Genomic DNA, 19,874 nt, shown 5'->3' with positions numbered 1-19,874 from the left:
TTACCCCGTGAAGGGTTCGGCCGTGCATGACGTGGACGTGGTGGCGCTCGGCGAGTCCATGGTCACCTTCCTGCCCAGCCGCCCGGGCCGCCTCGCGGACGTGCCCTCCTTCCACCGCGCGATCGGCGGCGCCGAGTCCAACGTGGCCTGCGTGCTGGCCGCCGCCGGGCACAGCGCCCGCTGGATCGGCCGGGTCGGCGCGGACGGCTTCGGCGACCACCTGGTGGAGCGCATCGCCGGGTACGGCGTCGACGTCTCGTCCGTCTCCCGCGACCCCGAGCGTCCGACGGGGGTGTATTTCCGTACCGCCGGCGACCGGGGCACGGGTGCCCACGAGGTGGCGTACTACCGGGCGGGATCGGCGGCTTCGGCGATGTCGGTGGGCAACGTGGACCTCGGCGCGGTACGGGCGGGCCGCGTGCTGCACCTGTCGGGGATCACGGCCGCACTGTCAGGCGAGTGCCTGGACCTGATGCGCGAGCTGACGGCACTCCGCCCCGGCCGTCCGCTGGTGTCCTTCGACGTCAACTACCGGCCCGCGCTGTGGCGCGGCACCGACGGACCGCGCGTCCTGCTGGACCTGGCGCGGCGCGCGGACATCGTGTTCGTGGGGGACGACGAGGCACGTGACGCCTGGGGGCTGCACGGCGGACGGTCCATCGTCGGGGCGCTGCCCGAGCCGGCGATGGTCGTCGTCAAGCAGGGCAAGGGCGGCGCGACCGCCTTCGGCACGACCAGCGACGGCATGGAGGACGCCGACGGCACCGCGACGTTCGTCCGCGCTCCCCGAGTGGACGTCGTCGCCCACGTCGGCGCGGGAGACGCCTTCGCCGCCGGCTTCCTTTCCGCCACCCTCCGCGACCTGCCCGTCCGGGACCGCCTCCGCCACGGCCACCTCTTCGCCGCCGCCGCCCTCACCACCCCCGGCGACCTGGCCGCACCCCCCGCCCGGGACCACGCCGACCGCCTGGCCGCCCTGGACGACACCGCATGGGGGAGACTTCGACTCGCCCCCGGCTGGACGCAGGCCGAGCGGGCCACACAGGAGGCGAACACCCCATGAGCCAGACCGTAGACCGCGCCCTGAGCATCCTGCCGCTCCTCGCCGAGGGCCCCGCCGACCTCGGCCAGGTCGCCGACCGCCTGGGCGTGCACAAGTCCACGGCACTCCGCCTCCTGCGCACCCTGCACGAGCACGGCCTGGTGTACCGCCAGTCCGACCAGCGCTACCGCCTCGGCGCCCGCCTCTTCGCCCTCGCCCAGGAGGCCATGGAGAACCTCGACATCCGCGAGATCGCCCACCCCCACCTGGTACGGCTGAACGAGGCCTGCGGCCACACCGTGCACCTCGCCGTGTACGAGGAGGGCGAGGTCCTCTACATCGACAAGGTGGACAGCCGCTACCCGGTCCGCATGTACTCGCGGATCGGCAAACCCGTCGCCATCACCGTCGCGGCCGTGGCCAAACTCCTCCTCGCCGACCTGCCCGAACCCGAGCGCCGCGCCCTCGCCGACAAGCTCGAATACCCCCTGTACACGCCCCGTTCGACCGCCAACGCCGCTGCCTTCCTGCGGGAGTTGGAGAAGGTCCGCGAACAGGGCTGGGCCACCGACCTCGGTGGCCACGAGGAGTCCATCAACTGCGTCGCCGCCCCCATCCGCGGCGCCGACGGCCGCGTGGTCGCCGCGATGTCGGTGTCCGCGCCGAACGTGGTCGTCACCGCCGAGGAACTCCTCACCCTGCTCCCGCAGGTCCGCCGTACCGCGGACGCGATCAGCGGCGAGTACTCCGGAAGAACGCCAGTAAGGGACCCCGAATGACGGACACGACGGAAAAGACCGCCCTCACCCCGAAGACCCACACCACCCCGCCCGCCAAGTTCTCCCACGGCGTGAAGAAGGGCAACATCCTCCAGGTCGCCGGCCAGGTCGGCTTCCTGCCCGCCGAGGAGGGCAAGCCCCCGACACCGGCCGGTCCCACCCTGCGCGAGCAGACCCTCCAGACCCTCGCCAACGTCAAGGCGATCCTCGAAGAGGGCGGCGCCACCTGGGACGACGTGATGATGATCCGCGTCTACCTCACCGACGTGGACCACTTCGCCGAGATGAACGAGATCTACAACGCCTACTTCGAGGAGCAGGGCCTCACCCAGCCGCCCGCTGCCCGGACCACGGTGTACGTCGGTCTCCCGGCCGGCCTCCTCATCGAGATCGACGCGCTCGCCGTACTCGGCTGAGCGCCTGACGGTCCCTCACCTCCCGCACGTCCTCTCACGGTACGACGGCCCCCACCCCCGGGCCGCCGCACCGCGATCCCCCCTGCCCGAAAGCACCATGAACTCACGCAGAGGACCCCCGTATGTCCGATGTTTCCGCGGCTGCTGCCGCGCCCGCCACCCCACCCCACACCGGAGGCCTGCTCCTCCTCCTGCACGGCACGCCCGGCCTCCTCACGGTCGCGGCCCTCGGCATAGCCCTGCTGCTGTTCCTGATCATCAAGGTCCGGCTGCAGCCCTTCGTGGCCCTCCTGGCCGTCTCCATGGCCGTGGGCCTGCTGGCCGGCCTGTCGGTCACCGAGCTCTTCGGCACGGTCCAGCGCTCCGACGCCGTCTCCACCATCGAGTCCGGCATGGGCGGCATCCTCGGCCATGTCGCGATCATCATCGGGCTCGGTACGATGCTCGGCGCGATCCTCGAGGTCAGCGGCGGCGCGGAGGTGCTGGCGGCCCGCCTGCTGGGTCTGTTCGGCGAGCGGCGTGCCCCCCTGGCCATGGGCATGACGGGCCTGATCTTCGGTATCCCGGTCTTCTTCGACGTGGGCATCTTCGTCCTGGCCCCGCTCGTCTACGCGGCGGCCAAGCGGGGCGGCAAGTCGATCCTGCTCTACTGCCTGCCCCTGCTGGCGGGCCTCTCCATGACCCACGCCTTCCTGCCCCCGCACCCCGGCCCGGTCGCCGCCGCCGGCCTCCTCCACGTCCAGCTCGGCTGGATCATCCTCATGGGCATCGTCTGCGGCATCCCGGCCGTACTGGCCGCCTGGGCGTACTCCGCCTGGATCGGACAGCGGATCTTCGTCGCCGTACCGCAGGACATGGTCGAAGCGGCTCAGGAGGCGAAGCGGGCGGTCGTGGCCGAACAGCGCGCCCAGGGAGTGGAACCGCAGGAGCGTCCGGTGCCGCTCGCCACGGTCCTGGCCATCATCGGCACACCCCTCGTCCTGATCCTCGCGGCCACCTTCTCCTCGATCGCCCTGGACCCGTCCCCCACCCGCTCGGTCCTGGAGTTCTTCGGCCACCCCTTCCTGGCCCTGACCCTGGCCCTCCTCCTCGCCTACTACCTCCTGGGCATCCGCCGCGGCTGGTCGCGCAAGTCCCTGGAGGCGGTGTCCACTTCCTCCCTCAAGCCGGTCGGCAACATCCTGCTGGTGGTGGGCGCGGGCGGGGTCTTCGGCGCCGTACTGAAGGCGAGCGGCGTGGCCCAGGCCCTGTCGGACACGTTCCACGGCGTGGGTCTGCCGGTGATCGTGCTGTCGTACCTGATCTCGCTGGTCCTGCGGGTGGCGCAGGGCTCGGCGACGGTGGCGATCGTGACCACGGCGGGCATCGTGGCGCCCCTGCTCTCGGAGGGCCACCACTCCCAGCCCTTCGTGGCCCTGGTCATCATGGCCATCTCCGCGGGATCCATCTTCGCGTCACATGTCAACGACGGCGGCTTCTGGATGGTGGCCAAGTACTTCGGCATCACCGAACGCGACACGCTGCGCACCTGGACGGTCCTGGAGTCGGTGCTGTCGGTGACGGGGTTCACGGTGGCGGCGGTGGTCGGTTTGTTCGTGTGAACGTGACGTGAGTGAAACCGGGGATGAGCGGGCTGACTGGTTCCGGCACAGGGAAGTCGTCCATACTGCCGCCGTGGAGCAGCGCATAGGAGCGAGCAGCAAGCCGTCGGGGGCCGAGCCGTTGAAGGCCGAGCCCGTGACGGGCGCCGGTTTCGACCCGGCGTTCATCCCCGGAATCACGGCCCCGGCACCGGCGAAGTCCGATGAGCCGGAGGACGCGGCGGTGCCGGCGGAGGCGGGGTCGTCGGAACCGGAGGACTCGAAGGCGCCCCAGGAGACCGCGGAGCCCGGCGAGACGACGGACGTCGACGGCCTTGACGACGGCCCGGAGGACGGCCCCGAGGACGGCCCGGCCTTCGAGGCCTCCGACCGCCGGGCGAAGTTCGTGGCCGACCGCAAGGGCGTCCGTCTCCGTCTGGACGAGGAGTCCTGCGAGTTCCGCTGGGACGAGATCGCGGCGGTGGAGACGGAGACTCCCCGCTTCGGCAAGCGCTACACGATCACCGTGCACACCCCCGAGCGGCGCTGGTACCCCATCGAGATCGAGGCGACGACGAGGTCCCGCTTCAAGGAGTGGGACGAGCAGTTGGACGCGGTGCTGGACGCGTACTTCGAGGAAGGCTCCGCGGACGAAGAGTCCGCATAGGGGTCCGGCCGCGAACCTGCCGGTGATCACGCCCGGGCCGCTGAAGGCCCGGGCGTCGTCGTCTCACCAGAGGGATCTCGGGTCACGGCAGCGCGTGCACATGCGCCCCCACCGCGTTCGACCACGCGTTGCCCGCCGACGCGTCCCAGTTCGTCGACCAGGTCATCGCGCCCCGCAGGTCGGGATAGGTCTTGGACGGCTTGAAGGTGCCGCAGCCGGTGCCGGCCGTCAGGCAGTCCAGGGCGTTGTTCACCACGGTGGGGGACACGTAGCCGCTGCCCGCCGCGCTCGTGGAAGCCGGGAGGCCGAGGCCCACCTGGGACGGGGCCAGACCGCCCTGGAGCTGGATGCAGGCGAGGGCGGTGAGGAAGTCGACCGATCCCTGGCTGTAGACCTTGCCGTCACAGCCCAGCATGGAACCGCTGTTGTAGTACTGCATGTTGACGACCGTGAGGATGTCCTTCACGTTCAGCGCCGTCTGGAAGTACGCGTTCGACGTCGACTGCATGTCGATCGTCTGCGGGGCCATCGTGATGATCAGGGACGAGCCCGCCTTGGCCGACAGGGCGCGCAGGGCCTGTGTCATGTAGGTCGCGTCGAGGCCGTTCTCCAGGTCGATGTCCACGCCGTCGAAGCCGTACGTCTGCATCAGGCCGTACACCGAGTTCGCGAAGTTCGTCGCCGAGGCGGAATCGCTGATCGACACCGTGCCGTTCTGGCCGCCGATCGAGATGACGACCTTCTTGCCGGCCGCCTGCTTGGCCTTGATGTCCGCCTTGAACTGGTCCACCGTGTAGCCGCCCAGGCCGGACGAGTCCAGGTTGAAGGTCACGGCACCCGGAGTCGACGTGGCGTCCGCGAAGGCCACCGCGATGATGTCGTACGACGAGGGGACGTCCGACAGCTTCTGGACCGTCGCGCCGTTGTTGAAGTTCTGCCAGTAGCCGGTCACCGCGTGCCTGGGCAGGGAGCCACCGCCACCACCGCTGCTGCCTCCGGAGGACGTCGTGGCGGTCACCGCTGCCGACTTCGCCGACTCGCCCGCCGTGTTCGTCGCCGTCACCTGGAAGGAGTACGACGTGGACGCCGTCAGGCCCGTCACCGTGGCCGACGTCCCCGTCACCGCCGTCACCTTCGTGCCGTCGCGGTAGACGTTGTAGCCCGTCGCGCCCGTCACCGGGGACCAGGACAGGGACGCGGAGGAGGAGGTCGTACCGGTGACCGTCAGGCCGGCCGGAGCCGCCGGGATGGTGGGGGCCGGGTCGCCGCCCCCGCCGCCGTCGGGGCCGTAGACCGAGACGTCGTCGGCGTAGTAGGCCGCCTGGCCGTACCAGCCGTGCGTGTAGACCGTGACCGAGGTCGTCGACGCGCCTGTGGTGAAGGTCGTGGACAGCTGTTTCCAGGCGGAGGTGTCCGGCGTCCACGTGGACACGTCCGTCGTGCCCGTGCCGGTCACGCCCAGGTAGGAGTAACCGCCCTGGACCCATGCGCCGAGGGTGTACGTCGAGTTGGGCTTGACCGCGACCGTCTGGGTGCACTGGGCGTCGTCCTGGCCGGCCGGGGTCGCCTTCAGTGCGGAGGTGCCGGAGTGCACCGGGGAGGAGACCGTCGTGCCGCTGCCGGCGGTGCAGGTCCAGTTGGACAGGCCCGACTCGAAGCCCGCGTTCCTGACGTTGTTGACGTCCGCGGCGGAGGCCGGGCCCGCGGCCGCGGTGAGGCCCGCTACGGACAGGGCGAGGGCCGTGGCGGCGGACCACAGGGTGATTCGCCGTCCACGGGGTCTGGGTATGCCTGGTGCATGGTCCACTGGGGCCTCCGGTGGGGAAGGGGGCGTCGGCGAGGGAGCCTTGGCGAGGGAGGGAGGGGGAGAGATGCGGTGGCCACCGTTGGGCATACAAGTTGGTCCAGACCAATCCGGGTGTCAAGAGGTCCAGACCAAAACCGTTTCCGGATCGCGGCTCAAGCTGTCCGGATATGGCCTGAGTTGTGACCGGAGAGTTCCATGCGAGCTTCACAAACGCTGTTCTCCGGTCATACGGCCGTGGATACAGTGCTCACGTAGTCACGCAGTGAAGTCGTCCTGGCGCACGGGAGTCACCTCCGTGGGCCGGCGGGTGTGAAGAGCGGGGAGCTGCGCGTGCCAACTGCCATTGCCGTGACCAGTGCCGACATGGCGCTGCCGGCGCAGGACGAACGGACCATGCCGGCCGTCGTGCTCGGCGGCCTCGACCAGCGGCCCCTGGAGCACGCGCTCACCGAACTCCACACCCTGACCGAGCAGTACGGATACGTCATCGTCGTCTGCTCGACCGCGACCCCCGAGCCCGTCGTACGGCGGCTGCACACCCTGCGCTCGCTGCTGGAGAGCGACCGCATCGCCGTCTTCCGCCCTGAACTGCCGCCCCTCGGCATCGCCGTGCTCGCCCGGCAGCTGCGGCAGCTGGCCTCCTGCGACCTCAGCCCGGGCGTCCTCGCCTCCGCCGGGCGGCTGCTCACCCACTACATCCACGCCGGGGCCGTACTCGCCTCGGTCTCCAGGCTGGACCGGGTGCCGGTCGGACTGAAGGCGCACGCCAAGTCCTGGGTGCCCGGCAGCCAGTTCGCCGTGCTCGCGCACCCCGAGCCGCAGCTCGTGCGCACCGGACCCGGTGTCACGCTCAAAGGCCCCGAGTTCAACACCTGGATGCTCGTCGCCAAGGGGCAGCTGCAGGGGGACTGGGTCGCCGGTCTCGCGGGGCAGTGGAGCGTGCACGGGCTGCGCGAGGTCCCGCTGCCCGCCGAGTCCCCGGTGTGGTGGGGGACGGGCCGCATGACCGAGTTCTGCAGCTACCTCGCCGATCTGTCCGTCCTGTATCAGCTGGTGACCTCGGTGCGGCAGACCACCTGCCACTGGTGCGGCCTGGACGTCATCGGCGACCGCTGCGTCTTCTGCTCCGCCACCCCGCCCGCCCGCGAAGCAGCCGCGCCCCGCGCCCTGGAACAGCGCACGCCCGCCTGACCCGACCCGTACGTCCCCAGCCCGCTCGACCGATTCCCCCAATGAGGTTGCACGGTTCATGAACTCCCGTCAGCGCCGCGGCGTGATACTCCTGATCCTCTCGGTCCTGTGCGCTCTCGGCGCGTTCGCCGGCGTGCTCTCCGTCGTCCACAACGTCGATTCCAAGGTCGGGCCGGAGGTCACCGCCTACCGGGTGCGGTCCGACGTGAAGCCGTACACCACCCTCGGCGCCGGCCAGTTCGAGAAGATCAAGATGCCCAGGCGGTGGCTGTCCGGCAACGCGGTCACCGACCTGCGGCAGATCCAGGGCAAGATCGCCGTCACCACCCTGCGCGCGGGCTCCCTGCTCCAGACCGACATGATCGTCGACCAGCCCGCCCTCCAGCCCGGACAGCAGGAGGTCGCCATCATGATCGACGCGGCGACCGGCGTGGCAGGGAAGATCACCCCGGGATCGCACGTCAACGTGTACGCCACCTTCGCCGGAAAGAAGGAGGGCGACCCGGACCAGTCGAAGATCATCGTCGCCAACGCCCGTGTCCTCGACGTCGGCCAGATCACCGCCCTCGACCCGGACCAGAGCAAGAACCAGCAGCAGCCCAGCGAGGCCGTCCCCATCACCTTCGCGCTGTCCACCCTCGACGCCCAGCGCATCACCTACGCCGAGTCCTTCGCCCAGCGCGTCCGGCTCGCGCTGGTGGCGCCCGGCAGCGAGACCGGCGTCCCGGACCGGGACCGCACCTACGAACTCGCGACGGACAAGTGAGAGGCGGTGGCCCGCATGCCCACCAGGATCCTCCCGGCGGGAGCCGACCCGGACGCCGTACGCTCCCTCACCACCCTGCTCAGCCAGCTCCCCGACGCCGAACCGCAGCCACCGGTCGGCGACTCCACCCAGCTCGTCGACACCCTCGCCCGGCTCGCCGCCGAGTCCGTGGACGAACTCCCCGAAGTCGTCGTCGTCCACGAGCGCATCGGACCGGTCCCGGCCCTGGAGCTGATCCGCGAGGTCGCCCTGCGCTTCCCCGCCGTCGGCGTCATCCTCGTCACCACCGACGCCGGCCCCGGCCTGTTCTCCGCCGCCATGGACTCCGGCGCCCGCGGCCTGGTCGCGCTCCCGCTGTCGTACGAGGAACTCGCCAGCCGGGTCCAGGCGGTCGCCCAGTGGTCGACCGGCGTACGGCGCCATCTCGGGCACGGCGCCTCCGACATGCTCGGCGGAGTCGGCGGTACGGTCGTCACGGTCAGCGGCGCCAAGGGGGGCACCGGCGCGACGCTGACGGCGCTCCAACTGGCCCTCGCCGCACAGGCCTCCGGCCGGCCGACGGCCCTGGTCGACCTCGACCTGCAGACCGGGGACATCGCCTCCTACCTGGACATCCAGTTCCGGCGCTCCGTCGTCGACCTCGCCGCCATCACCGACATCTCCCCCCGCGTCCTCGCCGACGCCGTCTTCCGCCACGACACCGGGCTCGCCCTGCTCCTCGCGCCCGGCGAGGGCGAACGCGGCGAGGAGGTCACCGACCGCGCCGCCCGGCAGATCGTCAGCGCCCTGCGCTCCCGCTACGAGGTGGTCGTCGTCGACTGCGGCGCCCAGCTGAGCGGTGCGGGCGCCGCCGTGGTGGAGATGGCCGACATCGCACTGCTTCTCACCACGCCGGACGTCATCGCCGTCCGCGCCGCCAAGCGGACCGTACGGATGTGGGACCGGCTGCAGATCCGCAAGGCCGAGGAGACCACGGTGGTCGTCAACCGGCACAGCCGCAGTACGGAGATCCAGCCCGCGCTCGTGCAGCGCATCACCGGGACCGCGCTCGCGCGTACGGCGATTCCCGCCAACTTCAAGGAACTTCAGGCCGTTGTGGACGCCGGCCGGGTCCATGAGCTCGACAGCAAGAGCACGGTGAAGCAGGCACTGTGGGGGCTCGCGGGGGAGCTGGGGCTGGTGAAGGCGGCCGAGGGTGCTGCGGGCCACCGGGGGAGCGGGCGTGGTCCGGGCGGATTCCGGCGGCGGAAGGAGTGAGGGGGCGGTGAGCAGGTCGGGTGGGGACCGGGATCGGGACCGGGGGCAGGTCAGCATCGAGTTTCTCGGTATGACGCCGCTGATCATCCTGACGCTGGTGCTCCTGTGGCAGGCCGTGCTCGTGGGGTACACCTTCACGCTCGCCGGGAATGCTGCGGACGAGGGGGTGCGGGCGGGGACGGCGGCGCCGCGAGGGGAACGGGCCGGGGTCTGCCGGCAGGCGGCGCTGAAGCATCTGTCGGGGGCGTGGCAAGGGGGTGCCGAGGTGAGCGGGTGCGACCAGACCGGCTATGTGAGCGTGGACGTGAGGCTCAGGGTTCCCGTCCTCTTCCCCGGCCTGATCGACTTCCCGGCCCACGTGACGGGCCACGCCGGTGCCGTCGAGGAGGTGAAGCGCTGAGATGTCGTATCGGCGAGAACCGCGCGACAGGGGCCAAGTCGCCATCGAGTACCTCGGCTTCATCCCGGTCCTCCTGATCGTGGCCCTGGCCGGCATCCAGATCGGGGCCGTCGCCTACGCCGCCGAGCAGGCCAGTACGGCGGCCCGGGCGGGGGCGCGGGCGGCCTCTCTGCGGCAGGACGCCCAGCAGGCGTGCTCCGAGGCCGTCAGCGGCGGACTCACCGTGACCTGTTCGACCGCGGGCGGAGGAGACGGCTCCGTGACCGTCACCGCCACGGTGGACATCCCCCGGATCGTCCCCGGCTGGCCCTTCGACCCCGCCGTCAAGTCCGCCACCATGCCGCTCGACCACTGACCGAGGAGGTGCCGACATGAGCCTGCGGGCACGCATCAGCACTCCGGAGGACCACGGCAGCCGGGGCGAGGACGGACACCTGGTCGCCTCCTACCGGGCCAAGCTGCTGGAGGAGATCGACCTCGCGGAGATGAGTTCGCTCGCGGCCGCCGAGCGCCGGGCGCGCCTGGAGCGGGTGCTCGGGCACATCATCAGCCGTGAGGGCCCGGTGCTGTCGACGGTCGAGCGCTCGCAGCTGATCCGCCGGGTGGTGGACGAGGCGCTGGGCCTCGGCATCCTGGAGCCGCTGCTGGAGGACGCGTCGATCACCGAGATCATGGTGAACGGCCCCGACGCGATCTTCGTCGAGCGCGGCGGCCGCGTCGAGCAGCTGCCGCTCCGGTTCGCCTCCTCGGACCAGCTGATGCAGACCATCGAGCGGATCGTGTCCACCGTCAACCGGCGGGTGGACGAGTCGAACCCGATGGTGGACGCCCGCCTGCCCTCCGGCGAGCGCGTCAACGTCATCATCCCGCCCCTGTCACTGACCGGCCCGATCCTCACCATCCGCCGCTTCCCGCGCTCCTTCACCCTCCAGGAGCTGGTCGCCTTCGGCTCGCTGGACGAGCCCATGGTGTATCTGCTGGCGGGGCTGGTGCAGGCGAAGTTCAACATCATCGTCTCCGGCGCCACCGGCACCGGGAAGACCACCCTGCTGAATGCGCTCTCGGGGCTGATCCCGCCCCACGAACGCATCATCACCATCGAGGACTCCGCCGAGCTCCAGCTCCAGCAGACACACGTGGTCCGCCTGGAGTCGCGGCCGCCGAACGTCGAGGGCAAGGGCCAGGTCACCATCCGCGACCTGGTCCGCAACTCCCTGCGCATGCGCCCGGACCGGATCGTGGTCGGCGAGGTCCGCGGCGGCGAGTCCCTCGACATGCTCCAGGCGATGTCGACGGGCCACGACGGCTCGCTGGCCACCGTGCACGCCAACAGCGCTGAGGACGCGCTGACCCGGCTGCAGACCCTCGCCTCCATGTCCGACGTCGAGGTGCCCTTCGTGGCCCTGCACGACCAGATCAACAGCGCGGTCGACGTCATCGTCCAGCTCACCCGGTTCGCCGACGGCGCCCGCCGGATCACCGAGATCGCGCTGCTCGACAGCCACGGCGGAGAGCCGTACCGGCTCGCGACCGCGGCCCGGTTCGACGCCCGGCCCATGACGCCCGACGGCCGCGTGTACGGCACCTTCCAGTACTTCCCGCTGCCCCGCCGTACCGCCGACCGTCTCTACATGGCGAGCCAGCCCGTCCCGCAGGCCTTCGGAGTCGCCCACTCCGTGGACCAGCTCGCCACCCGAGAAGCCAGGTAGGCCACCCATGGAACTCCACACCCTCGCACAGCTCACCACCGGCGTGACGCTGCTGACCTGCGTCCTGGCGGTGGCCGGCGTGCACACCTACGCCTCGGGCCGGGCCCATCGCGCCGCCCTCGTGGACCGCCTCACCCACACCGGCCCGGTCCCGGCGACCGGCCGCACGCGCCGCTTCCGCGACCTGGACCGGCGACTGCGCCGCACCCGCCTCGGCCGCCGGCTGGAGCTGCGCCTGGCGGCCACCGGCCTGGACGTCACCCCGGGCGAGTTCTTCGTCTACATGGTCGCCACCGTCGCCGCGCTCTGGCTGATCGGCCAGGCCACCCTGGCCCCCTTCTTCGGCCCGCTCGCCGGCCTGCTCGGCATCTGGGCAGCGGTCCAGTTCCTCAACTGGCAGCGCCAGAAACGCATCGAGCGGTTCATCAACCAACTCCCCGAACTCGCCCGCATCCTGGCCAACGCCACCCAGGCGGGCCTCGCCCTGCGCACCGCGATCGGCATGGCGGCCGAGGAGCTGGAGGCCCCGGCGGGCGAGGAACTGGCCAAGGTGTCCGACCAGTTGGCCATCGGCCACTCCCTCGACGACGCGCTCGGCGAGCTGGCCGACCGCCTCCCCTCCCGCGAACTGGTCGTCCTCGTCACCACCCTGGTGCTGTCGAACAGAGCGGGCGGCCAGGTGGTGAGTGCGCTGCGGAACCTGACCGAGACCCTGGAGGAACGCAAGGAGACCCGCCGCGAGATCCGCACCCAGCTGAGCCAGGTGACGATGACGTCGTACGCCGTCCCCGTCCTCGGCGTGGGCGCGCTGTTCCTGATGAACGGGGTGAAGGACGGAGCGCTGGCCCGCATGACCGGCTCACCCGTCGGCCAGGCCTGCGTGCTCATCGCCTTCGCGATGTACGCGGTCGGATTCGTCCTCATCCGGCGCCTGAGCCGGATCGACGTGTGAGGAGGGCGGCCCGGTGATCGGATTCCTGCTCGCCCTGCTGATGGGCCTCGGCGTCTGGGGTGCCTTCGCGGGCATCCGGATGTACCGGGCGGACGCGAAACTCCCCGGCGACCTGGCGGTGGCCCTGGAGGTCGGCGCCACCCGCACCGGCGCGGTCGGCTCGGTCATCGACCGGATGGGCATGCGCTACGCCCCCGCCGTGCTGCGCCTGATGGGCCCGCGCCTGGTGGCCAAGTACCGCCGCAGGATCGACCTCGCCGGCAACCCCGGCGGCCTTACCATCGACCGCTACGCGGCCCGGCGGGCGGTGTACGGCGCGCTGGGCGCGGTCGGATTCCTCGTGTTCCTGCTGCGGGGCCAGTGGTTCGTGGCCCTGCTGCTGTTGCTCTTCGGCGCGTTCTGGACGGAGGTCGGCATCTGGTCGGCGATCCGGGTCCGCAAGGACGTCATCGAGCGCACGCTGCCGGACTTCCTGGACGTGCTGGCGGTGGTGGTCAGCGCGGGGCTGGGCTTCCGCCAGGCCCTCGACCGCGTCGCTTCCCGCTACGAGGGTCCCTGGGCGGACGAACTGCGCATCACGCTGCGCCAGATGGACCTGGGCATGAGCCGCCGCCAGGCCTTCGCGGAGCTTCGTCGGCGCAACGACTCCGAACAGGTCGCGATGTTCGTGACGGCACTGCAGCAGGGGGAGGAGCTGGGCGCACCGATCGTCGACACCCTCGTCTCCCTCGCCAAGGACATGCGCCGCACCGACGCGCAGAACGCCCGCCGCAAGGCCGCCCGCGCGGTGCCCAAGGCCACGCTGATGATCACCACCTTCATGGTCCCGGCCACGATGCTGTTGCTGGGCGCCGGCCTGATCCTCGGCTCCGGCGTGGACTTCGGCTCGCTGACGGGGAAGTGAGGCGGACGTGACGGTGACGGGGCTGACGGGGCGCGGGGGAGGGACGTTCTCCGGCGGCAGGGCGAGAGAGGTCCTCGGCCGGCTCCGGGAGCGGTCGAGGGTCACCACGGGCCGCTTCCTGCGCCACCGAAGGGCGACGACCCGTACCGCACCCGCCCCCGAACCCTCCGAGAAGATCCAGATCAGCGCGCTGCAGGCGATGTGCCGGCAGGTCTTCGGTTTCCGCCTCGCCATGATCGCCCTGGCCGCCCCCGCCGCGCTGCTCCACGCGGCCCCCGGCCTGGGCGCCCGCCTGGTGGGCGCGGCGGTGGTCGTCACCTTCATGGTGTCGTACGTCCTGTTCCGCGACTGGGAACGCTTCGGCCCCCTCCTGCTGCGCCACCCCAGCCTCCTGGCCGCCGACACCCTCTTCGGCTCGTTCCTCCTCGTCTCGGCGGGCCCGGACACCACCCTCGCCTACGTCAGCGTCTGCACCCCCCTCCTGGCGGGCCTGGTCTACAGCTGGCGGGGCGCGGCGTTCTTCGCCTCCCTCCAGTCCCTGATCCTGCTGCTGGTCCACGCCACCCTGAAGGCCGACCGCCACGCCCCGGTGGCGGAAGCGCTCCTCCTTCCCGGCCTGTGCGTCATCGCCGGTGCCATGGGCTCGACACTGCGCAACCTGATGCTCCGCTTCGGCGCCGCGACCCACGCCCTGACGACGGTCCAGGCGCGCCTCGCGGCGGCGGAGGCGGTGAGCGCGGAACGCGCCCGGCTGGCCCGCGAGATGCACGACTCCGTGGCCAAGACCCTGTACGGCGTCGCCCTCGCCGCGGACGGCCTGGCGGCCACGGCCTCGGCCGACGCCCCCGACCCCGGCCGCATCCGGCAACAGGCGGAACTGGTGTCCCGCTCGGCGCGCAGGGCCGCGGCGGAGTCGCGGGAACTGCTCATGGACCTGCGGCGACAGCAGCCGGACCGGCTGGACGCGGGCGGCGTCGACGGCGGGGGCACGACGGTCTGGCACGAACTTGCCGAGACGGCCGACGACTTCACGGCCCGCACGGGCCTGCGGGTCACCTGCCCGGACCTGGACCCGAACCGTCTCCCCCCGCTGGCCGCCCCCCTGGCCCGGCACCTCCTCGCCATCACCACGGAAGCGCTGGAGAACGCCTACCGCCACGCGTCCGCGACCCGGGTGGAGGTGGGAGCGGAGGTGCACGGCAACCTGCTGCGCCTGACGATCCACGACGACGGCCGCGGCCTCCCGCCCGGCACCACGCTCGAACGGCTCCGCGAGGCCGGCCACTTCGGCCTGCTCGGCATGGTGGAGCGGGCGGCGCAGATGGGCGCGAGGATCCGCATCGGCAGGGGCGACCACGAACGGGGCACGGAGGTGCGCGTGGAACTCCCCGTGTCGTCCCTGTCGTCCCCGAGCGGCCCCGACCCCGCATCCCGGAACCCCTGAGAGGAGGCACCATGCAGCACACCCACCCCTGGCCGGAGGCCCCCACGCCACCGCCGCCCCCTCCGCTGCGTCTGCTGGTGGCCGACGACAACCCCGTGGTCCGGGCGGGCCTGACGGCACTGCTCTCCGGCCGCGAGGACACCACGGTGGTGGCGGAGGCGACGGACGGCCGCGAGGCGTACGAGGCGGCCGTACGACACCGGCCGGACGTCATCCTCCTCGACGTCCGCATGCCCGGGGTCGACGGAATCTCGGCGTTGCCGCACCTGGTACGGCTGGCGCCGGTCATGATGCTCACCTACAGCCACGAGACGGAGACCGTGCGGGAGGCGTTGCGGCTGGGGGCCGGGGGATACCTGGTCCACGGCGAGTTCACGACGGAGCAACTGGTGCGCGCGGTACGGGATGTCCGGGAGGGCCGGCCGCATGTGACACCGGGGGCGGCGAAGGCGTTGCTGACGGAGTTGCGAGGAAGTGCACCTGCACACGCGGAACCTCAACAGTCAGACGTCCTAGGGGAAAACTCCATCAAAGGCCTTTCGCAACTGCAACCCACCGTGGGACAGTCATTCCGTTCAAGTTTCCGGCTGAGTACCAGGGAGGCGGAGATCATGGACCTCATCGCGTCCGGCATGACCAACCAGCAGATCGCCGCCGCCTGCTTCATCTCCGAGAAGACGGTCAAGAACCACATCAACCGCATCTTCGCCAAGCTCCAGACCACCACCCGCTCCCAGGCGGCGGCGAAGTGGTTGGGGGTGGCCTGAGGTGGAATGGGTCCGCGGTTGGGCCCTGGGGCCCTTGGGCGGCGGGAGCGCCGGGTCGTACGTTGCCGAGATCGGAGGCGAGTCCGGAGGGGACCACCATGAACAACTGGTTCAACACCACCGTCGCGTATCTGCAGGCCCGAGCCGCTCGCAGCGACAGGGGGCAGACCGCGGTGGAATACCTGGGCATCATCGCGGTGGTGGTGGCGATCGTGCTGGCGATCACGGGCACGAGCATCGGTCAGACGATCTTCGACGCGATCACGAACAAGATCGCTCAGGTAACCGGCGGCTGATCCTTCCGAGCAGCGACGCCGGGCAGGCCTTCCCCATCTACATCACGGTGGTGGCAGGCCTGCTCTTTCTTGCGTTGGCCTACCTCGCGGTCGGCCAGGCCACGGTGAACCGCAGCGGTGCGCAGACCGCTGCGGACGCGGCGGCTCTGGCGGCTGCTCAGAAGACCCGTGACCAGCTCGCCGGCATGTGGGTGGACGACGTACGCGACCCAGCCAAATGGGGGCCCATCTTCGCCGGTGACGGCGGTGTGGATTTCTGCTCGCGAGCCGACCGACTGGCAGAGCAGAACGGCGCGACGGCGCAGTGCCACTTCCAACCACCGCTGAGCTACACGGTCGAGGTCAAGACGAACAAGCCTGTGGGCGACTCCGTCGTGCCCGGCACCGAGAACGTGTATTCGACCGCGCACGCGACGGCCGTGATCGAACCTCTCTGCAAACCCCCCGATGCCGGCGTCAAGGGCAATGATCTGCCCCAACTCATCTGCCGGGACAAGGTGTGGGACCTGAAGCCGGATGATCCGTCCGGACTGCCCAAGCCCAATGACCTCTTCGACGTCCACCTGGCCGACTCACCAGCGAACGATCAATGACGAAGGAAGCGGAGCGATGAGCATTCGGTTCACTGCGAAGGCCCGCAGGGGGATGGTCGCATTGGTCGTTGCGGCTGGTCTGGCCGCCGGTGTGGCCGGTTGCGGTGGAAGCGGCGGTGGTGGCGACAAGAAGCCGGGCAGCTCGGCGTCCGCTTCCAGGACAGGCGGCTCCAACCCGACCGCGCAGGAGGGTCAGTCGGACCAGCCGCTTGCCGAGTTGAAGGGTTCGGACGGCCTGCTGCTCCAGATCACCTCGGCCCAGCGCGATACGGGCGGTTTCGTCACGATCAACGGCGCCCTGAAAAACGACGGGGCCCAGACCGTTGCGATTCCCTCGGCCCTGAGCGGCAACGAAACCGAGATCATCAAGAACGGCAGGTCTCTGGGCGGGGCCACCTTGGTCGATGCGCAGGGCAAGAAGCGGTACTACGTGCTGCGGGACACCGAAGGCCGCCCGCTGACAACCACCGGCTTCTCGACACTCAAGGCCGGCGAGACCCTGGCTGTCTTCATGCAGTTCCCAGCCCCACCCGCAAACACCACTGACGTGGAGTTCCAGCTGCCCACCTTCTCCTCCGCCACCATCAAGATCTCCGGGTGAGGCCGAAGTGACCCCCACCCGTCTCGCCCTCACCGTCACCGCCGTCACCCTCCTCCTCGCCGCCACCCCGGCCCAGGCCGACGGCACGGACCCCAGTCAGCCCCCGGACACCGCGCCCTCCGCCGCCGCCCCGGTGAAGATCGACCCCACCGATCCCGACCTCAAGCTCCCGGAGGGCGCCACTCTCGCCGCGCCCAAGGTGCTGGACATCAAGTCGGTCGTGGAGGACCAGAGCGGGGACGAGCGGCGGGAGGACACCAACGCCGACGTGACGTTCGCGCTCCAGGCCGAGGTCCTCTTCAGCAAGGACAGCGCGAAACTCAGCGACGAGGCGAAGTCCCGCATCGCCACCATCGCCGAGGAGATCAAGAAGCAGAACGCGACCCAGGTCCGCGTCTTCGGCTTCACGGACAACCTCGGCTCGTCCGCCCACGGCGACGTCCTGTCCAGGCAGCGCGCCAACGCCGTACAGGCCGTCCTGGACCAGGACCTGAACGACCCGAACGTCACCTTCGAGGTCCGGGGCTACGGCGAGCAGTACCCGATCGCCGACAACTCCACGGAGGAGGGCCGAAGGAAGAACCGCCGGGTGGAGGTGTCGTTCCCGCGTACGAAGGACTGACACGAGCCCATTGCGGACGCGGAGCGCGGACCCAGCCGTGCGCGCAACCGCCCCGCTGCCTCTCAGGTCGTACTCCCTGGCCAGAGCCGCCCTGTGCAGCCGAGCCATCTCCGCGTCGGTCGCGGTCGTCGGACCGCTAGAAACCGCCGTCGCCCAGCTCGTACTCGAACCAGATCCGATGGGTGCCGTCCGTGTCGATCCGCAGACCACCGGCCCCTCGGATCCCGGCCAGCGCCCCCGTGCCGCTCCCCGGCACGATCACGAAGAACTCGGCCTCTCTGCCCTCCCCGAGGGTCGTAGCCGAGTGGGCGAAGTTGAAGGAGCCGCTCAGCTCGCCCAGCGTCCCCTCGAAGGACTCCATGGCGACATACGTGCCGGTCCCGCTCGCCTGGTCGTACGCCGCGGTGAACAGCGTCTGCGACACCCCGGCGACCTCACCCTCGTACCGCTTCCACATCGTGGCCACCCCGACCGGCACCGCCGTCTCGACCACCGGCTCCGGCAGCCGCACATCCGCCGGAGTGAACCCCTCGACCTTGAACGTCCCTGAAGCTCTCATGCCGCGATGCTATGGCGCGCCACTGACAACAGGGATGTCCGCAGGCGGCCACAGCAGGTGGTCTGCCTTCCCCGCCCCGGTCTCCAGGTTGAGGGCGCGGAGAGCGTCACGGCTGTCGGCGAGGTGGTTTTCCTCTTGGCCGGCTACGCCCCTATCCCAGCTCCACCGTCACTCGCACCCCCGCCTGCAGCCCCCACGCCGCCATCACCCCCGCCTCCGCCTCCAGCACATGCCGCGCCCGCAGGCGGGGTCGGCCCAGGCAGCCCGGCTTCATCGTGCGGACGGCGAGGACGGTCAGACGGCGGTCCAGGTAGGCGACGTCGATCGGGATGCGCATGCCGAAGGTGTGCACACCGCTCGCCGGTGACAGCAGCATCGCCCCGGCGACCGAGTCCCGGCCCAGCAGACCCCTCGTCCGGGCCCGGTAGGAGGCCGCGATCTCCAGGGGGAGGGTGACCGGGTCTTTTCCTCCGCCGTCTCCCGGCACGATCAGCCTTCCGGACCCGTCCCGCCAGCGTCGCCCCATATCCGCCCGTCCCCTCCCACATCCGCCACGTGCGGCCAACTCTCCCAGTGCGAAAGCCGGTTGCCATCACACCTCCTCCCCACTAGGAAGAAGTCCATGACTGGACTCGGTGTCGTCTTCCGCCCCCAGCTTCCGCCCGAGCGGCTGCGGGCCGTGGCCCGTACGGCGGACGACGTGGGGCTGGAAGAACTGTGGCTGTGGGAGGACTGTTTCCGGGAGGGCGGATTGACGACCGCCGCCGCGGCACTCGCCTGGACCGAGCGGGTTCGGGTCGGCGTCGGGCTGCTGCCCGTGCCCCTGAGGAACGTGGCGCTCACCGCCATGGAGGTCGCCTCCCTGCACCGGATGTTCCCGGGGCGGGCGACCGTCGTCGTCGGGCACGGGGTGCAGGACTGGATGGGGCAGGTCGGGGCCCGCGCCGCCTCGCCCCTCACGCTCCTCGGCGAGCATCTCGACGCCCTGCGCCGCCTGTTGGGCGGGGAGCGGCTCACCGTGCGGGGGCGGTACGTCTCCCTCGACGATGTGGCGCTCGACTGGCCGCCGCAGCGGGCGGTGCCCGTCCTCGCCGGTGCCACCGGGCCGCGCACCCTCCGCCTCTCCGGCGCCAGGGCCGACGGTACGGTCCTCACCTCCGCCACCTCGCCGGACGGCGTACGGCAGGCCCGGCAGCTCATCGAGGAGGGGCAGAAGGAGGCCGGGCGTGGGGAGCAGCACCCCGTGGTCGTCTATCTGCTCGCCGCCACGGGCCCCGGCGCCGAATCCCGGCTGCGTGCCGAACTGTCCGACGAGGGGCTGGAGTCGGCCACGGGCGTGGGAGTGGCGGGGGACGCGGGCGCCGTTGCCGCGGCGGTACGCCGGCTCGCCGAGGCCGGCGCCGACACCGTCGTGCTGCAGCCGACCGGGGACGAGCCCGACCCGGAGGGGTTCGTTCGGTTCGCCGCCGAGGAGGTCCGGCCGCTGGTGCCGTGACCGCAGGTGGCGGGGCGTTGTCAGTGG

At 71.0% G+C, this 19,874-nt stretch carries 23 protein-coding genes; 20 read left to right on the top strand and 3 right to left on the bottom strand.

The features are described from left to right. The first annotated feature begins 31 nt into the window (after positions 1-31). The 5 genes from FB563_RS09180 (at position 32) to FB563_RS09160 (ending at position 4,484) form a co-directional block, all read left to right on the top strand. Positions 32-1,063, top strand: coding sequence for a sugar kinase (locus FB563_RS09180; protein WP_208766320.1), 1,032 nt, complete (start codon positions 32-34; stop codon positions 1,061-1,063). Next, on the top strand, positions 1,060-1,821 hold the full coding sequence (locus tag FB563_RS09175; protein ID WP_055710554.1) for an IclR family transcriptional regulator: 762 nt from the start codon (positions 1,060-1,062) through the stop codon (positions 1,819-1,821). Before FB563_RS09180 ends, FB563_RS09175 begins: the two co-directional genes overlap by 4 nt. Continuing rightward, positions 1,818-2,237: a RidA family protein gene (locus tag FB563_RS09170; RefSeq protein WP_055710553.1), complete on the top strand. Its 420-nt coding sequence runs from the start codon at positions 1,818-1,820 to the stop codon at positions 2,235-2,237. The genes FB563_RS09175 and FB563_RS09170 overlap by 4 nt, the downstream gene beginning before the upstream one ends. A gap of 122 nt (positions 2,238-2,359) precedes the next feature. Then, the gene (locus tag FB563_RS09165; RefSeq protein ID WP_055709399.1) at positions 2,360-3,838 is read left to right on the top strand and encodes a GntP family permease; all 1,479 of its coding nucleotides are present in this window, start codon (positions 2,360-2,362) and stop codon (positions 3,836-3,838) included. Between the two features lie 73 nt (positions 3,839-3,911). Further along, positions 3,912-4,484: a hypothetical protein gene (locus FB563_RS09160; RefSeq protein ID WP_055709398.1), complete on the top strand. Its 573-nt coding sequence runs from the start codon at positions 3,912-3,914 to the stop codon at positions 4,482-4,484. An 82-nt stretch (positions 4,485-4,566) separates the two neighbouring features. Here FB563_RS09160 and FB563_RS09155 read toward each other — a convergent pair whose 3' ends face one another. Next, positions 4,567-6,291 (bottom strand): chitinase, encoded by a 1,725-nt coding sequence (locus tag FB563_RS09155; RefSeq protein WP_055709397.1) that lies wholly within the window; start codon positions 6,289-6,291, stop codon positions 4,567-4,569. A gap of 309 nt (positions 6,292-6,600) precedes the next feature. On the opposite strand from FB563_RS09155, the gene FB563_RS09145 reads away from it, so the two are divergent. The 14 genes from FB563_RS09145 to FB563_RS09080 all read left to right on the top strand — a co-directional run bounded on the left by FB563_RS09145 (position 6,601) and on the right by FB563_RS09080 (position 17,793). Next, positions 6,601-7,482: a hypothetical protein gene (locus FB563_RS09145; RefSeq protein ID WP_142218582.1), complete on the top strand. Its 882-nt coding sequence runs from the start codon at positions 6,601-6,603 to the stop codon at positions 7,480-7,482. A gap of 58 nt (positions 7,483-7,540) precedes the next feature. Next, entirely contained in the window at positions 7,541-8,248 is a 708-nt protein-coding gene (gene cpaB / locus FB563_RS09140; protein WP_055710117.1) for a Flp pilus assembly protein CpaB, read from the top strand. 15 nt (positions 8,249-8,263) lie between these two features. After that, positions 8,264-9,505: a CpaE/TadZ family protein gene (locus FB563_RS09135; protein WP_142218581.1), complete on the top strand. Its 1,242-nt coding sequence runs from the start codon at positions 8,264-8,266 to the stop codon at positions 9,503-9,505. Positions 9,506-9,575: 70 nt separating this feature from the next. Next, a complete protein-coding gene (locus tag FB563_RS09130) occupies positions 9,576-9,905 on the top strand; it encodes a hypothetical protein (protein WP_055710510.1) in 330 nt (109 codons plus the stop codon). Between the two features lies 1 nt (position 9,906). After that, on the top strand, positions 9,907-10,260 hold the full coding sequence (locus FB563_RS09125) for a TadE/TadG family type IV pilus assembly protein (protein WP_055710507.1): 354 nt from the start codon (positions 9,907-9,909) through the stop codon (positions 10,258-10,260). Positions 10,261-10,276: 16 nt separating this feature from the next. After that, entirely contained in the window at positions 10,277-11,614 is a 1,338-nt protein-coding gene (locus FB563_RS09120; RefSeq protein ID WP_055710508.1) for a TadA family conjugal transfer-associated ATPase, read from the top strand. Positions 11,615-11,621: 7 nt separating this feature from the next. Further along, a complete protein-coding gene (locus FB563_RS09115) occupies positions 11,622-12,566 on the top strand; it encodes a type II secretion system F family protein (protein WP_055710509.1) in 945 nt (314 codons plus the stop codon). Positions 12,567-12,582: 16 nt separating this feature from the next. Then, complete coding sequence (locus FB563_RS09110; protein ID WP_055710511.1) at positions 12,583-13,470, top strand: DUF5936 domain-containing protein; 888 nt, start codon at positions 12,583-12,585, stop codon at positions 13,468-13,470. A gap of 7 nt (positions 13,471-13,477) precedes the next feature. Then, positions 13,478-14,914: a sensor histidine kinase gene (locus FB563_RS09105; RefSeq protein ID WP_079049143.1), complete on the top strand. Its 1,437-nt coding sequence runs from the start codon at positions 13,478-13,480 to the stop codon at positions 14,912-14,914. 11 nt (positions 14,915-14,925) lie between these two features. Next, on the top strand, positions 14,926-15,681 hold the full coding sequence (locus FB563_RS09100; protein WP_142218580.1) for a response regulator: 756 nt from the start codon (positions 14,926-14,928) through the stop codon (positions 15,679-15,681). A 98-nt stretch (positions 15,682-15,779) separates the two neighbouring features. Next, a complete protein-coding gene (locus FB563_RS09095; RefSeq protein ID WP_055710009.1) occupies positions 15,780-15,977 on the top strand; it encodes a Flp family type IVb pilin in 198 nt (65 codons plus the stop codon). Continuing rightward, on the top strand, positions 15,974-16,570 hold the full coding sequence (locus FB563_RS09090) for a pilus assembly protein TadG-related protein (protein WP_079049102.1): 597 nt from the start codon (positions 15,974-15,976) through the stop codon (positions 16,568-16,570). Before FB563_RS09095 ends, FB563_RS09090 begins: the two co-directional genes overlap by 4 nt. A gap of 16 nt (positions 16,571-16,586) precedes the next feature. Continuing rightward, positions 16,587-17,171, top strand: a complete 585-nt coding sequence (locus FB563_RS09085; RefSeq protein WP_055710007.1) for a hypothetical protein — start codon at positions 16,587-16,589, stop codon at positions 17,169-17,171. Between the two features lie 7 nt (positions 17,172-17,178). Then, positions 17,179-17,793 carry an OmpA family protein gene (locus FB563_RS09080; protein WP_055710006.1) on the top strand — a complete coding sequence of 205 codons (615 nt, stop codon included), beginning with the start codon at positions 17,179-17,181 and terminating at the stop codon, positions 17,791-17,793. A 136-nt stretch (positions 17,794-17,929) separates the two neighbouring features. On the opposite strand, the gene FB563_RS09075 is transcribed toward FB563_RS09080, so the two are convergent. Next, on the bottom strand, positions 17,930-18,352 hold the full coding sequence (locus FB563_RS09075; protein ID WP_055710005.1) for a DUF3224 domain-containing protein: 423 nt from the start codon (positions 18,350-18,352) through the stop codon (positions 17,930-17,932). 151 nt (positions 18,353-18,503) lie between these two features. Beyond that, the gene (locus FB563_RS09070) at positions 18,504-18,878 is read right to left on the bottom strand and encodes a DUF192 domain-containing protein (RefSeq protein ID WP_142218579.1); all 375 of its coding nucleotides are present in this window, start codon (positions 18,876-18,878) and stop codon (positions 18,504-18,506) included. 60 nt (positions 18,879-18,938) lie between these two features. Between FB563_RS09070 and FB563_RS09065 the strand changes: the two genes are divergently transcribed. Further along, positions 18,939-19,847 (top strand): LLM class flavin-dependent oxidoreductase, encoded by a 909-nt coding sequence (locus tag FB563_RS09065; RefSeq protein ID WP_267888647.1) that lies wholly within the window; start codon positions 18,939-18,941, stop codon positions 19,845-19,847. Positions 19,848-19,874: the final 27 nt, after the last annotated feature.

Source organism: Streptomyces puniciscabiei (assembly GCF_006715785.1).
GTDB classification, from domain to species: domain Bacteria; phylum Actinomycetota; class Actinomycetes; order Streptomycetales; family Streptomycetaceae; genus Streptomyces; species Streptomyces puniciscabiei.
This window is presented reverse-complemented; position numbering and strand designations above follow the sequence as displayed.

What these genes read in the sequence shown, in the direction of transcription:
- FB563_RS09175 (WP_055710554.1), top strand. Translation starts at nt 1,060, where the DNA reads ATGAGCCAGACCGTAGACCGCGCCCTGAGCATCCTGCCGCTCCTCGCC.
- FB563_RS09170 (WP_055710553.1), top strand. Translation starts at nt 1,818, where the DNA reads ATGACGGACACGACGGAAAAGACCGCCCTCACCCCGAAGACCCACACC.
- FB563_RS09165 (WP_055709399.1), top strand. Translation starts at nt 2,360, where the DNA reads ATGTCCGATGTTTCCGCGGCTGCTGCCGCGCCCGCCACCCCACCCCAC.
- cpaB (WP_055710117.1), top strand. Translation starts at nt 7,541, where the DNA reads ATGAACTCCCGTCAGCGCCGCGGCGTGATACTCCTGATCCTCTCGGTC.
- FB563_RS09135 (WP_142218581.1), top strand. Translation starts at nt 8,264, where the DNA reads ATGCCCACCAGGATCCTCCCGGCGGGAGCCGACCCGGACGCCGTACGC.
- FB563_RS09130 (WP_055710510.1), top strand. Translation starts at nt 9,576, where the DNA reads ATGACGCCGCTGATCATCCTGACGCTGGTGCTCCTGTGGCAGGCCGTG.
- FB563_RS09125 (WP_055710507.1), top strand. Translation starts at nt 9,907, where the DNA reads ATGTCGTATCGGCGAGAACCGCGCGACAGGGGCCAAGTCGCCATCGAG.
- FB563_RS09120 (WP_055710508.1), top strand. Translation starts at nt 10,277, where the DNA reads ATGAGCCTGCGGGCACGCATCAGCACTCCGGAGGACCACGGCAGCCGG.
- FB563_RS09115 (WP_055710509.1), top strand. Translation starts at nt 11,622, where the DNA reads ATGGAACTCCACACCCTCGCACAGCTCACCACCGGCGTGACGCTGCTG.
- FB563_RS09100 (WP_142218580.1), top strand. Translation starts at nt 14,926, where the DNA reads ATGCAGCACACCCACCCCTGGCCGGAGGCCCCCACGCCACCGCCGCCC.
- FB563_RS09095 (WP_055710009.1), top strand. Translation starts at nt 15,780, where the DNA reads ATGAACAACTGGTTCAACACCACCGTCGCGTATCTGCAGGCCCGAGCC.
- FB563_RS09085 (WP_055710007.1), top strand. Translation starts at nt 16,587, where the DNA reads ATGAGCATTCGGTTCACTGCGAAGGCCCGCAGGGGGATGGTCGCATTG.
- FB563_RS09075 (WP_055710005.1), bottom strand. Translation starts at nt 18,352, where the DNA reads ATGAGAGCTTCAGGGACGTTCAAGGTCGAGGGGTTCACTCCGGCGGAT.
- FB563_RS09070 (WP_142218579.1), bottom strand. Translation starts at nt 18,878, where the DNA reads ATGGGGCGACGCTGGCGGGACGGGTCCGGAAGGCTGATCGTGCCGGGA.